The following is a 13,399-nucleotide window of genomic DNA, read 5'->3' on the forward strand; positions in this document are numbered from 1 at the left end:
GATCGGAACTCTCCGGAGTCATCAGTTTACTAACTGACCTCGTAGGACTCTGCGTATGGAGGTACGCCACGCGGCAAGCATTCGTTCACCATGATGCTGAAATCGCACATCAGGCAATGCCGGAGCGAGGGATCCCCGTGGCGCGCTTACTACTACGGCAAGCCGGACCCCGGTCGCGGCAATCTGCGCCGAGCCGCGAGGCCGTGACGCCTGAGGGCCGGAATGACGATGGCTCCGAGCATCCCTGCCCGGAGCCATCCGACGGTGTTACTTGAAGCGGCGCAGCCGCAGGCTGTTGCTGACCACGAAGACGCTGGAGAACGCCATCGCGGCTCCCGCGATCATCGGGTTGAGCAGGCCGAGGGCGGCCAGCGGCAGGGCGGCCACGTTGTAGGCGAAGGCCCAGAACAGGTTGCCCTTGATCGTGCTGAGCGTCCGGCGCGACAGCCGGATGGCGTCGGCCGCGACCCGCAGGTCGCCGCGGACCAGGGTCAGGTCGGAGGCCTCGATGGCGGCGTCGGTGCCGGTGCCCATCGCCAGCCCCAGGTCGGCCTGGGCCAGCGCGGCGGCGTCGTTGACCCCGTCGCCCACCATGGCCACCACCCGGCCCTCGCCCTGCAGCCGCTTGACCACGTCGACCTTGTCAGCGGGCAGCACCTCGGCGATCACCTCGTCGATGCCCACCTCGGCCGCCACGCTCTTGGCCACGGCCTCGTTGTCGCCGGTCAGCAGCACCGGCGTCAGCCCGAGGGCACGGAGCTGCGCGATGGCCTCCTTGCTGGTCGGCTTGACCACGTCCGCCACCACCAGCACCGCGCGGGCCCGGCCGTCCCAGCCGACCGCCACGGCGGTCCGCCCGGCGGCCTGCGCCTCGTGCAGCTTCCGCTCCAGGTCGGCGGTGAGGTGCTGCGACCATTCCGCCAGCAGTCTCGGACGTCCGACCAGGACCGCGTGCCCGTCCACGATGCCCTGCACACCGAGCCCTTCGACGTTGGCGAAGTCCTCGGGCGAGGGCAACTCGCCGACCCGGGCAGCGGCGCCCTTGGCGACGGCCTGGGCGATCGGGTGCTCGGAGGCGTGCTCCAGGGCGCCCGCCAGGCGCAGCACCTCGGCCTCGTCCTCTCCCTCGGCCACGTGCACGCCGATGAGGGTCATCTTGCCCTCGGTGACCGTGCCGGTCTTGTCCAGCACCACGGTGTCGATCCGGCGAGTGGACTCCAGCACTTCTGGACCCTTGATCAGAATGCCCAGCTGGGCACCCCGGCCCGTGCCGACCAGCAACGCGGTCGGGGTGGCCAGGCCCAGCGCGCACGGGCAGGCGATGATGAGCACCGCGACCGCGGCGGTGAACGCCGCCCCCGCGCCGCCACCGGTGCCCAGCCAGAAGCCGAGCGTCCCGACCGCCAGCGCGATCACGATCGGCACGAAGATCCCGGAGATCCGGTCGGCCAGCCGCTGCACCTGTGCCTTACCGGTCTGGGCCTCCTCCACCAGCCGGGCCATCTGCGCCAGCTGCGTGTCCGCGCCCACCCGGGTCGCCCGGACGATCAGGCGGCCGCCCGCGTTCACCGTCGCCCCGGTGACCGCGTCCCCCGGCTTGACCTCGACCGGCACCGACTCGCCCGTCAACATCGAGGCGTCCACCGCCGAGCTGCCGTCCTCGACCACGCCATCGGTGGCGATCTTCTCCCCTGGCCGGACGATGAAGCGGTCTCCCACCTTGAGCCGGTCGACCGGGACCCGCCGGCCGTCTGCCAGCTCCACGTCCTTGGCGCCCAGCTCCATCAGCGCGCGCAGCGCGGCCCCGGCCCGCCGCTTGGAACGCGACTCGAAGTAGCGTCCGGCCAGGATGAACGCCGTCACCCCCGCCGCCGCCTCCAGGTAGATGTTGCCGGAGCCGTCGGTGCGCTCAATGGTGAACTCGAACGGGTGCGTCATGCCCGGCACACCCGCGCTGCCGAAGAACAATGCCCACAGCGACCAGCCGAGCGCGGCCAGCGTGCCCATCGAGATCAGCGTGTCCATGGTGGCCGTGCCGTGCCGCAGGTTCGTCCAGGCGGCCTTGTGGAACGGCCGGCCCGCGTAGACCACCACCGGCGCCGCCAACGTCAGCGACAACCACTGCCAGTACGTGAACTGCAACGCCGGAACCATCGCCATCGCGATCACAGGCACGGAGAGCACCACTGCGGTGATCCACCGGTTGCGCAGCGGCCTCAGCTCGTCCTCCGGCTCCTGCCGCTCTTCCCGCTGGGCGGGAGGGGCGGGCAGCGCGGCCGTGTAGCCGGCCTTCTCCACCTCCGCGATCAGCTGCTCCGGGGCGACGCCGTCGCCGAAGGTGACCTTCGCCTTCTCCGTGGCGTAGTTGACCGTCGCGGTCACGCCGTCCAGCTTGTTGAGCTTGCGCTCGATGCGGTTGGCGCAGGACGCGCAGGTCATGCCGCCGATCGAGAGCTCGACCGCGTTCTGCCGGTCATCGGTGAGGGAGGACATCACCGTTCTCCTTTCTCTCGCTCAGTGGCTGTGGTCGCCGTGCCCGCTGGCACTGGGCGTGGGGGTGGCGTCCGGGATGGCCGGCCTCTCGCCGGCGCCGACGGTGAAGTCGGCGGTGCGGACCTTGCCGTCGTGCTGGAAGTCCAGGAACAGACGATAGTCGCCGGTGCTGGGCACCTCGGCATAGAAGACGATTTCCGGCCCGGCCTTCTCACTCTCCTCGGGATGCACGTGCAGGTAGGCCAGATCGCGGGCGCGCAGGGCCACCAGGTGCCCGTAGGCGCCCAGGTACGGCTGCAGGTCCGTGACCGGCTCGCCGTCCTTGCTGATCTTCAGGGAGAGCTTGCTCGACTGCCCCGGCGTCAGATCACCGTCGAGGGTGACCGTGTATCCGTCGACCTCCGCGGTACGGCTGATCTTCGGCAGTGCCTTGGGCTCGAACTCCCCGGCCACGGTCAGGTCGGTGCCCAGCGTGAGCGCCTGGCCGCCGGTGGGGACGAAGTCGGCGAAGGCGCGGTACGTCCCGGCCTCCGGCAGCGTGAGGTCGACCGACCAGACGCCGCCTCCCGCCTCGGCCGGGTGCAGGTGCTGGAAGCTGCCCAGATCGCGGGAGACCACGATGAAGTGCAGCTTCTTGTCGTGCTCGACCTCATAGCCGGTCACCGGCTTGCCATCGGGACCGGTCACCGTGAAAGGGAATTCGGTCGCCTCGCCAGGATTGATCGTTTCGGTGAGCGTGGTGAGGGTGTAACCGTTCTCGGACACTTGGAGCCCCCCAGGGGTATCGCTCTCGGCTTGCTGGGTGGTGGCGTGCTCGCCATGCTCCGCACTCTGTGACGGGCTCGCGGAGGGCGCCGCCGTCATGGCGGCGTGGTCCTCGGCGGGAGCCGCCGCTGCGACCGGCCCCACCGCCTTGCCCACGCCGAGAGCGCCGCCGAAGACGACGGCCAGACCCAGAACGTAGGAACCAAGCTTGGCTGCGGCATTCATGACTGATTCGCCACCTCGTAACCGGCCTCCTCCACCGCGGCGACGATCTTCGCCGGGTCGAGGGGACCGTCGCTGTCCACGGTCAGCAGCCCGGTGGCCAGGTCCACCTCGACGCTCGTGACGCCGGCCACTTCGCTGACCTCTTCCTTGACCGAGCTGACGCAGTGTCCGCAGGTCATGCCCTTGACGGTGTAGGTGGCGGTGCTCATATCCATCTCTCCTTCAATGCGATCAGGAACGAACAAGTCTGGCGATGGCGTCGGAGGCCTCCTCTCGGTCCGTCGCCGCGCCCAACACTATACCCCCCTATGGTATTCCTGACGCAAGAGCCGGATCGCAAGACGTCATCCCACTTGACACATACCCCCCGCTGGTATTTATTGAGCGACTGACATACCCCTTAGGGGTACCAGGTTCATATGAGATGGAGAGAGCACATGTCCGCACCATCCCCCCGGCGATGGGCCGCCCTGGCCCTGATCGCCACTGCTCAGTTCATCGTCATCATGGACACGTCGATCATCGGCGTGGCCCTTCCCCGCATCCAGGAAGACCTCGGCTTCTCCCAGGAGAACCTGTCCTGGGTTTTCAACGCCTACGTCGTCGCGTTCGGGGGCCTCCTGCTGCTCGGTGGCCGCCTGTCGGATCTGTTCGGCGCCCGCCGCCTCTTCGGCGCCGGCTGGCTCATCCTGCTCATCGGCTCACTCATCGCGGGCATCGCCCCCGAGGTGTGGGTCGAGCTGACCGGCCGCGCGGTGCAAGGCATCGGCGCCGCCCTGATCGCGCCCTCCGCCCTCACTCTGCTCATGATGCTCTTCGGCCACGACCCCAAGGAGCTCACCAAGGCTCTGGCCCTGTACGGCGCCGCCGCGCCCGCGGGCGGCACCGCCGGAGTGTTCCTCGGCGGTGTCATCACTGAATACCTGAGCTGGCCGTGGGTCTTCTACATCAACATCCCCATCGCACTCGTCGCGCTGCTGGCCACGGGCCCGCTGATGCCTGCCGCCCCATCCCAGCGCGGTTCCATCGACGTGACCGGCGCACTGACGGTCACCCTCGGCCTCGGCGCCGCCGTGTACGCCGTCGTCCGGGCGCCCGAGATCGGCTGGGGCTCCGCGCAGACGTGGCTGGTGCTCGCCGCCGCCGTCGTTCTGCTCGCCGCGTTCGTCGCCATCCAGGCCCGCCGCCGCGAGCCGCTCATGCGCCTGTCCATCTTCCGCACCCCGAACCTCGCCGCCGCCAACCTCACCCAGCTCCTGCTGGGCGGGGCGTGGATCCCGATGTGGTTCTTCCTCAACCTCTACCTGCAGCAGGTCCTCGGCTACAGCGCCTTCCCCAGCGGCGCGGCACTGCTCCCGATGACCGTCCTCATCATGATCGGAATGATCGTCCTGGCGCCGCGGACCATCAACCGCTTCGGCCCCAAGACCACCACCGTCGCCGGCCTGGTCCTGCTCGCCGCCGGCATGGGCTGGCTCTCCCTGATCAGCCCGGACGGCAGCTTCGCCGCCGACGTCCTGCCCGCCAGCCTGGTGGCCGCCCTCGGCATGTCGCTGGCCTTCATCCCCTCCCTCGGCACCGCCATCTCCTCAGCCCGTCCCGAGGAAGGCGGCCTGGCCTCCGGCATCGTCAACACCAGCTACCAGGTCGGCTCCGCACTCGGCCTCGCCGCCATGACCGCCGTCGCCGCCGCCAACGGCGCCGCACAGCTCGGTGACCTCCCCGCTCTGACCAGCGGCTTCTCCGCCGCGTTCATCGGAGCCACCGGCATCGCCATCGCCGGAGCCGTCCTCGCCGCCGCCACACTGCGCTCCCCCGCAGCCGCGCCCGCCGAGGCCGAACCCCGCAGGGACAGCACCACTGTTCCCCCGCGGTGACGACCGTGACGCTCTCCGTCCGAAAAACCCCTGGAGAGCATTGCCGGCCCCTGAGGTGACTGCGCCCCGGTTTCCGAGATCCCTTCGGAGCCGGGGCGTCACCATGTCCGGACGTTACGGATGTGCCGGTTGACGGTGTCACAGGAGGGAACTACGGATCGTAGTAGCCATCTCGCGGGAGAAGAATCATGGCGCCATGGGCGGCCGTTCTGAGTCTGCTGAGCCTGCTTCTCGCCGGCGTGCTCAGCGTCTATCTGGTCGCCAGGCTCATCGCCCCTTCCGGCACCGCCGAGGTCGCGCCGTTCCTGTCCGGCGCACGTCCGCATGAGCACGCACTGTCACGCTTCCACGTGCGCTGGTACGCGGTCACGCTGGTGTTCCTCGCCTTCGACATGGAGATGGTGTTCATGTATCCGTGGGCGCTCGTCGTCGCCGAGGTGGGGGCGGTCGCAGTCGTGGAGATGTTCATCTTCCTCGGCCTGCTCATGGTCGGCGTGATCTATGCGTGGCGGGAGGGCGCGTTCCGGTGGGTCTGACCGAGTGGCTGATGCGCGAAGCCGCGCGGGATCCCCGCCCGCTGGTCGTGAGCGTCCCGTACGGCACGCGGACGCGGCTCCATGTCGAGGCGGAACTCGCCGGACGTGGCTGGGTCACGGCCCGATCGCCGGCCGAGGCCGGCATGCTGGTGGTCTGCGGTGATCCTGGAGAAGAGCCGGCTCAGGCCGTGCGGCGGGTTTGGGCGGATCTTCCGACCCCCCGGGCGCTGGTGGAGCTGCCGTCAGTGTCGGATGCCGCCTCCGTGGCGCAGGCATTGGACATGGGGAAGGTCCGGCTGGCCGATGCGCGGGCGCAGCGGCGGGACGCCGCCGAACGCCTCTCTCAGCCGTGGCGGCCGGACGCCGATGAGCAGGCACACGGCCCGGAGGGCGGACACAGCGCGCATGGCGGGCACGATCATCACATGGGGAGTCCGGGCGGTCTCAAGATGGCCGAGCGGGCCGATGACCGTGACGGTCTGAAGCTCGACCGGCTTCACCTGCCGTTGGGCCCGGTTCTGACCGATTGGCCCGGCGGCCTTGTGGTGGAGACCGCGGTGCAGGGCGACGTGATCCAGCACGCCACCGTCAAGGTCGTCGACGGGATCTCCCGTGACGGTGAGGGATCGTTCTGGGACGCGCCGTGGCTGGAGGCGATGCGGGGCCGCCCGATCACCCGGGGACAGGCGGAACGGCGCAGGGCTGCCTCGCACCTCGACAGCCTCGGCCGGCTGCTGGCCGTGGCGGGATGGCCCGCGGAGGCCGCGCGGGCGAGACGGCTACGCGACCGCGCCCTGGCGGGAGCATCCCTGCCGCAGCTCGCCCCCACGTTCAACCGGTTCGCCGGCCGCGTCGGCGGGTCGTGGATCCTTCGCTGGATGCTGCGGGACGTCGGCGACGTGGGGCGGCGCGTGCGCGTATGGCTCACGGAGACCCGGACGGCACTCGACGCCTTGGCGGACGACTCGCCCCTCGCGGACGATCGAGGGCCGCGTGGGCCGGTGAGCGAGCGTCCGTCGGCGCGGCTGCTCACCGAGCTGCCCGATCTGCTGGCCGGCGCGGAGCTCGCCGCGGCCCGGCTGATCGTCGCGGGCCTGGATCCCGACGTCGAGCAGGTGCTGCATGCCTGAGCTCACGCCCGTCTGGACACTGGTCGCCTACCCCGTCGCGCTCGGCGCGTTCACCTTCGCGGCGGCGGCGTTCGACACCGGGCGCCCGCTCAGCCGGGTGGCGCGGCTGCTCGTGCAACAGCGGCGCCGCACGCTGCTGCCGGACACCCTGCTGGTGCGGGTCGGCGTGGCCGGTCTGCTCGCCGCCGCGGTCCTGGCGGGCATCGTGCTGCCGCTGGGCGACGTGCCGCTGCTCGGCCTGGACGTCGGCATCGTCTGGTTCAACGCGATGGAGGTGTGCGTCTGGGGCGCGCTGTGGCTCACCGGCTGGGGCGTCAACTCGGTCCCTCCCCTGGTGGGCGGCTACCGGTTCATCGCCCAGGGCCTGGCGTACGAGTTGCCGCACATGTTCGCGCTCATCACGGCCGGCCTGGGAGCGGGGTCGCTGCGGATGACCGACGTGGTGCAGGCGCAGCAGGGGTTGTGGTTCGCCGTCTGGATGCCCGCGGCCTTCGGCGTCTACCTGGTGTCCGCCCTCGCGATGGCGTTCTGGGGACCGATGAGCCAGCCGCTGGGCGCCGACATCGCCGGAGGGGTGACGTCCGAGCTGGCGGGCGCCGACCGGCTGCTGTTCGGGATCGGCCGGTACGCGCTGCTCAGCGTCGTGGCGGCGGCTGCCGTGCCGCTCTTTCTAGGCGGAGGCGCCGGTCCGTGGCTGCCTGCCTGGGTGTGGACGGTGCTCAAGACCGCCGCGGTGCTCGCCGTGCTGGTGTGGGCGCGGCACCGGTTCCCGGCGGTCAGGATGGACCGCTTCATGCAGGCGTCCTGGCTCGTGCTGATCCCCGTCACGCTCGTCCAACTGCTGATCGTCGGAATCGTGGTGGTGTGATGGCCGTCGCCTTCTGGATCCTCGCCGTCGTCGCCGTGGCCGGCGGGGTCGCGGTGTTCGTCGTCGACTCGATGGCTCGGGCGACGTTCGCCCTGCTCGCGTCGCTGCTGGCCGTCGGAGTGACGTTCCTGCTGATCGACCTGCGCTACCTCGGTGCGCTGATCATCCTGATGATGGTCATGGAAATGCTGGTCATGGCCGTCTTCATGATCATGTACATGATGAACCCGGCGGGGCTCATGCCGATGAAGATGGTGCACAACAAGACGGGCGCCGCCGTCATCGCCGGGACCGTGTTCGTGTTGCTGGCGTCCGGGGCCGTCCTCACCCGGTGGCCGGAGCGCAGGGGCACGCCGCCGGCGGATCCGACGCACGCGCTCGGGCTGGCCATCATGGGCCCGAAGATGCTGGTGATGATGGTCATCGGTGTCGCGATCCTGGCCACGATGATCGCCAGTGTGGTGATGGCCACGCACCGGGGCCGGTACGGCAGCGCCATGCCCGATCGCCGTCGGGACGGGGAGGGGTCATGACGCTGGAGGCGTTCCTGCTGCTCGCCGCGGCGCTCTTCGCCGTGGGCCTCTACGGCGTGCTGTCCCAGCAGTCGATCGTCATGCTCATGATGGGCTTGGAGCTCATGATCAACGGCTTGATCGCGGCGGGCGGCGCCTTCTGGTACTTCCTCGCCCCCGCCTCCGCGGACGGCCAGGTGCTGGTGCTGGTCGCGGTGACCGTGATGGCGCTGGAGATGGCGATGGGCTTCGCCGTGGTCACCGCGCTCTTCCGCGCTCGTGACGTCGACATGACCGACGACGCCGGGGACCTCAAGGGATGAGCGCGCTGCTGTGGTCGCTGCCCGGGCTGCCGATCGCCTCCGGCGGACTCCTCCTGCTGGTGCGGTGGCGGCCCGCGGTGGTGGCGACCGTCGTGGCGGCTCTGACGCTCGCCCTCGCGGTGGCCGCCGCCGCGACGCGTCCCTCGGCTCGCACCATGGTGTTCGCGGGCATCGAGTCGGGGCTGGCGGTCGACGGCCTGTCGGCCGTGATGGTGGTCACGGTCGCGGCGGTGTCGCTGGCCGTGCTGGTGTTCGCCACGGGAGAGATGCGCGAGGCCCGCTTCTTCGGCTTCATGCTGATCTTCGTCGGCGCCATGCTGCTCACCGTCACCGCGACCGACCTCGTCCTGCTGCTCATGGCGTGGGAGGTCATGGGCGCGATGTCGTACGGGCTGATCGGCTTCTGGTGGCGGGACCCGGACCGGGTCCGGTCGGCGGGCATCGCGTTCGTCACCACCCGAGCCGGCGACCTGGGCCTCTACCTGGCCGCCGGCTGCGCCATGCTCGGCGGTCAGACATTCGCCCTGCGCGGCCTGGCCGCGTCCTCATGGCGTGACCTGATCGCCGCCGGGCTGGTCGCCGCCGCGCTCGGGAAGTCGGCTCAGCTTCCCTTCTCGTTCTGGCTCTCCCGGGCCATGGCCGGTCCCAGCCCGGTCTCGGCGTTGCTGCATTCGGCGACCATGGTGGCCGCCGGGGCGTACCTGCTGTTGAGGACGCAGCCGTTGCTGGCCGCGACCGGTTGGGCCGCCACCCTGGTGGCCTGGGCGGGCGCGCTGACCGCGCTGCTGCTGGGCGCGGTGGCGGTGGCGCAGCGGGACCTCAAGCAACTGCTCGCCGCGTCGACCTGCGCTCAGCTCGGATTCATGGTGCTGGGTGCGGGGGCAGGGGCCGTGGCGGGCGGGGCGGCGCACCTGGTCGCGCACGCCGCCGTCAAGAGCCTGCTGTTCCTCGGGGCGGGCGCCTGGCTGACCGTGCTCGGCACCAAGGACCTGGCCGAGCTCCGCGGCGCCGCCCGCCGGTACCGGCTGGTCGGGGTCACCTTCGGGATCGGCGGCCTGGCGCTGGCGGGGCTGCCGCCCCTCTCCCTCTGGGTCACCAAGGACGCCGTGCTCGCCGCGGTGCGCTCTCCCCCGCTGTACGTCGTCTCGCTCGGTGCCGCGTTGCTGGCCGCGGCCTACGCGGCGAAGGCCGTGCTCGCAGTCTGGCGGCCGGGTGACGTCCAGGGGCGCCGCGTGAGGGTCGCGGAGCTGATCCCGTTGCCGGTGCTCGCCGCCGTGGCCGCCGCGTTCGGGGTCGTCGGCGTGCCAGAGGTGTTCGGTGGCTGGTCCGAGCTGGTGGGCGGGCCGGACGCACCGCCGCCCGGCGCGGGTGAGCTGGCGTTGTCGGGCGGGCTGGCGTGCGCCGTGGTGCTGGCCATGGCGGTGCCGGTACGGCGGCGCCAGGCGATAGTCCCAGGCCGCGACGCATGGGCCGGTTGGCTGCACCTGGAACGGGCGGCGGTCGCCTGGGTGTGGCGGCCTCTGACCGGGGTCGCCAAGGCCGTGGCGTGGTTCGACGACCGGGTCCTCGACGGCGCCGTACGTGCCGTGCCCCGCGTGGGGATGGCCGCCGCCCGCACGGCCAGGAAACCCTTCGAGACCGGGGTGGACGGCGTGGTGGCCGGCATCGCCGCGGGCGCCGCCCGGCTCGGCACGCTGGCCCGCAGACCGCAGACCGGCCAGGTCCACACCTACTTCGCCCAAGCGGCGGTGGCGTTCGTCCTGCTCGCCCTCGTGATCGTGCTGGTGAGGTGAGGGTGCTCTCCCTGGTGATCTTTCTCCCCCTGCTGGCGGCGGCCTTGCTGGCCCTGCCGCGCCTCGGCACGCGGGCGGTCCTGTCGATCTGGATCGCCGCGGCCGCCCTGGACCTGGCGCTCGTCGTGGTCATGTGGGCCGGCTACGACGGCGGCATCGCCTACGAGACCCGCCTGCGGTGGATCCCGTCCCTGGGGGCGGGCTTCCACGTCGGCGTGGACGGCCTGTCGCTGCCGCTCATCGCGATGACCGCGCTGCTGTTCCTGGCCTGCGCGATCTACTCGTGGCGCGAGACGGAGCGGGTCCGCTCCTACGCCGCGCTCTTCCTCTTCCTGCAGACGGTCTCGATCGGCCTGTTCGCCGCGCTCGACCTGCTGCTCTTCTTCGTCTTCTTCGACCTGTCGATCGTCGGCATGTACTTCGTGATCGTCGGCTGGGGACACGGCGACCGTGCCCGCTCCGCGCTGAAGTTCTTCCTGTACACCTTCCTCGGTTCGCTGGTCCTGCTGCTCGGCTTCATCGGCCTGTTCCTTGCCGGAGGAACGTTCGACATGGTCGAACTCATCCGGACTCCCCCGGCGGCGAGCGCGCTGGTGCTGCCGGCGATCGGTGTCGGGCTGGCGGTCAAGACCCCCACCGTGCCCGTGCACACCTGGTTGCCGCCCGCCCACACCGACGCGCCCGCCGCCGGCTCGGCGATCCTGGCGGGAGTGCTGCTGAAGATGGGCACGTACGGCTTCGCCAGGATCGCCATGCCGATGTTGCCGGAGGCGTGGCGCGCGTACGCCTGGATGATCATCGTCGTCGGCGTGGTCAGCGTGCTCTACGGCGCCCTGGTCGCGCTCGCGCAGGAGAACCTCAAGCGGCTGATCGCCTACACCTCGGTCAACCACATGGGCTACATCGTGCTCGCCCTCGGTGCCGCGGGCCTCGCGGCGGGCGACCCGCGTGCCAGGGAACTCGCGGTGAGCGGCGCGGTCACCCAGATGGTCAGCCACGGCTTGATCACCGGCGCGCTGTTCCTGCTGACCGGCGTGTTGTGGGACCGGGCACGCGCCTACGACCTCGGCCGCTTCGGCGGGATCGCCGCCGGCGCGCCGGTCTTCACCGCTCTGACCGCGGTCGCCGCCTTCGCCTCGCTCGGGCTGCCGGGCCTGTCCGGCTTCATCGCGGAGTTCCAGATCTTCACCGGAGTGATCGGAGCAGGCGCGGTCCTGGCCGGAGCGCTCAGCATCGCCGGCATCCTCATCACCGCCGCCCTGCTCCTGCGTGTCCTGCACCGGGCCTTCCTGGGCCCGCCCGGCGAACTCACCGGACGGATGATCGAAGCGCGGCCCAGCGAAGTCGCCGCCGTCGCGCCCCTGTTGCTGCTGTCCCTGGTCATCGGGATCATGCCCCGCTGGTTGCTCGACCTCATCGAACCCGCCGCGGCCGCGCTGGTGTCCCTGGTGAGCCGATGACCGGGATGGCGGAGAACCCGCTCGACCTGCTGCCCGAGCTGCTGATCCTGGCGGGGGCGGTGGCGGGGCTGCTCGTGGGGTTGTTCGTGCCGCGCGGGCGGCAGCGGGTCGTGGCGTGGATCTGCGGGACGGCCCTCGCGGCTTCGATGACGGCCGGCGCGGTCGCGATGACCGGGCAGGATGTGATGGCGTTCGAGTCCTTCGCGGTGGATCTGGCGACCAACGCGACCCGGCTGGCGGTGGCGGGCGCGAGCCTGCTCATCGTCGTGCTCGCCGCCGGTTGGGCCCGCGGCGACAGCCGGGAGACCGAGGTCTACGTCCTGGTGCTGCTGTCCGCGCTGGGCACGATCGTCCTGGCCGGCGCGAGCGATCTCCTCGTCTTCGTCGCCGCGTACCTGCTGGCGAGCATTCCCGCGTACGCGCTGGCCGGGTTCGCCAAGGACGCCCATGGCACCGAGGCCGCGCTCAAGTACTACCTGATGGGCGCCTTCCTGGGCGTGCTCATGCTGGCCGGCGTCACGCTGACGTACGGCCTCGCGGGCACGACCGCCTACCGGTCCCTGGCCGGCGCTCCCCCGGCCGCCGCCGGCTGCGCGGTCCTGCTCCTGCTGGCCGGGGTGCTGTTCAAGGTGGGAGCGGTCCCCGCCCACTTCTGGGTGCCGGACGTCACCGAGGGCTCTTCACCCGTCGTGGCCGCGTTCGTCACCACGGTGCCCAAGATCGGGGCGTTCGTCGGCCTGTTCAGGCTGGCCACCGAGGTGTTCGGCGGGACGTGGCGCCCGGTCGTCGCGCTGATCGCGGTCGCCACCATGACACTGGGCAACCTGGCCGCCTTCTACCAGGACAACGTCCGCAGGCTGCTCGCCTACTCGACGATCAGCCAGGCGGGGTATCTGCTGCTGCCCGTCGTCGTCGCGGGACGGAGCGACCTGGCTCAGCCCGCCCTGCTCTTCTACGTCGCCGCCTACGCGATCACCAACGCCGGCGCCTTCGCGGTCGTGGTGGCCGTCGGTCGCGACTCGCCGGCGGGGTACACCGGGCTGAGCCGCCGCTCGCCCCTGCTGGCGCTCGCCCTGGTGGTCTGCCTGCTCGGCCTCGTCGGCACCCCGCCGACGGCGGTCTTCGCAGGCAAGCTGCTCGTCTTCGCGGCGGCTTGGGACGGCGGGTACGCGTGGCTGGCGGTCATCGCGGTGATCAACACGGTGGCCAGCGTCTTCTACTACCTTCGGTGGATCCTTCCGCTCTTCCGGCCGGGCGGGGTGCCCGCCGAGATCCGGCCCGTCGCGTCACGGATCGCCGAGCTGGCCGCCGCCCTCTCCGTCCTGCTCGGCCTGGCCAGCGGAGCGCTCCTGGCCCTTTACTCTCCGTTCTAGTCACCTGAAAGTTTCACTGTCGCACAGCATGTGAACGAGGCATC

General features: G+C 70.9%; 12 protein-coding genes. 9 read left to right on the plus strand and 3 right to left on the minus strand.

All coding sequences use genetic code 11. The features are described 5' to 3' along the window. Window positions 1-267 precede the first annotated feature (267 nt). The 3 genes from EDD27_RS25845 to EDD27_RS25855 are packed head-to-tail and all read right to left on the minus strand — an operon-like array spanning window position 268 to window position 3,692. The gene (locus tag EDD27_RS25845) at window positions 268-2,493 is read right to left on the minus strand and encodes a heavy metal translocating P-type ATPase (RefSeq protein ID WP_127934684.1); all 2,226 of its coding nucleotides are present in this window, start codon (window positions 2,491-2,493) and stop codon (window positions 268-270) included. Window positions 2,494-2,514: 21 nt separating this feature from the next. Further along, the gene (locus EDD27_RS25850; RefSeq protein ID WP_127934685.1) at window positions 2,515-3,483 is read right to left on the minus strand and encodes a hypothetical protein; all 969 of its coding nucleotides are present in this window, start codon (window positions 3,481-3,483) and stop codon (window positions 2,515-2,517) included. Continuing rightward, entirely contained in the window at window positions 3,480-3,692 is a 213-nt protein-coding gene (locus EDD27_RS25855; RefSeq protein WP_127934686.1) for a heavy-metal-associated domain-containing protein, read from the minus strand. Before EDD27_RS25855 ends, EDD27_RS25850 begins: the two co-directional genes overlap by 4 nt. 228 nt (window positions 3,693-3,920) lie before the next feature. Here EDD27_RS25855 and EDD27_RS25860 point away from each other — a divergent pair, with 228 nt between their 5' ends. From EDD27_RS25860 to EDD27_RS25900, 9 genes are all read left to right on the plus strand, one after another. Continuing rightward, window positions 3,921-5,360, plus strand: a complete 1,440-nt coding sequence (locus EDD27_RS25860) for an MFS transporter (protein ID WP_127934687.1) — start codon at window positions 3,921-3,923, stop codon at window positions 5,358-5,360. A 188-nt stretch (window positions 5,361-5,548) separates the two neighbouring features. Continuing rightward, on the plus strand, window positions 5,549-5,896 hold the full coding sequence (locus tag EDD27_RS25865; protein ID WP_127934688.1) for an NADH-quinone oxidoreductase subunit A: 348 nt from the start codon (window positions 5,549-5,551) through the stop codon (window positions 5,894-5,896). Next, a complete protein-coding gene (locus tag EDD27_RS25870) occupies window positions 5,887-7,026 on the plus strand; it encodes a hypothetical protein (protein ID WP_127934689.1) in 1,140 nt (379 codons plus the stop codon). Before EDD27_RS25865 ends, EDD27_RS25870 begins: the two co-directional genes overlap by 10 nt. Continuing rightward, window positions 7,019-7,894 (plus strand): NADH-quinone oxidoreductase subunit H, encoded by an 876-nt coding sequence (locus tag EDD27_RS25875; RefSeq protein WP_127934690.1) that lies wholly within the window; start codon window positions 7,019-7,021, stop codon window positions 7,892-7,894. Before EDD27_RS25870 ends, EDD27_RS25875 begins: the two co-directional genes overlap by 8 nt. Next, a complete protein-coding gene (locus tag EDD27_RS25880; protein WP_127934691.1) occupies window positions 7,894-8,427 on the plus strand; it encodes an NADH-quinone oxidoreductase subunit J in 534 nt (177 codons plus the stop codon). Before EDD27_RS25875 ends, EDD27_RS25880 begins: the two co-directional genes overlap by 1 nt. Continuing rightward, window positions 8,424-8,729, plus strand: a complete 306-nt coding sequence (gene nuoK / locus EDD27_RS25885) for an NADH-quinone oxidoreductase subunit NuoK (protein WP_127934692.1) — start codon at window positions 8,424-8,426, stop codon at window positions 8,727-8,729. Before EDD27_RS25880 ends, nuoK begins: the two co-directional genes overlap by 4 nt. Beyond that, window positions 8,726-10,522 (plus strand): NADH-quinone oxidoreductase subunit 5 family protein, encoded by a 1,797-nt coding sequence (locus tag EDD27_RS25890; RefSeq protein WP_206641652.1) that lies wholly within the window; start codon window positions 8,726-8,728, stop codon window positions 10,520-10,522. The genes nuoK and EDD27_RS25890 overlap by 4 nt, the downstream gene beginning before the upstream one ends. Before the next feature lie 14 nt (window positions 10,523-10,536). Next, complete coding sequence (locus tag EDD27_RS25895) at window positions 10,537-11,982, plus strand: complex I subunit 4 family protein (protein ID WP_241564250.1); 1,446 nt, start codon at window positions 10,537-10,539, stop codon at window positions 11,980-11,982. Beyond that, entirely contained in the window at window positions 11,979-13,355 is a 1,377-nt protein-coding gene (locus EDD27_RS25900) for an NADH-quinone oxidoreductase subunit N (protein ID WP_127934693.1), read from the plus strand. Before EDD27_RS25895 ends, EDD27_RS25900 begins: the two co-directional genes overlap by 4 nt. Window positions 13,356-13,399: the final 44 nt, after the last annotated feature.

This window comes from Nonomuraea polychroma, from assembly GCF_004011505.1.
Lineage (GTDB): Bacteria > Actinomycetota > Actinomycetes > Streptosporangiales > Streptosporangiaceae > Nonomuraea > Nonomuraea polychroma.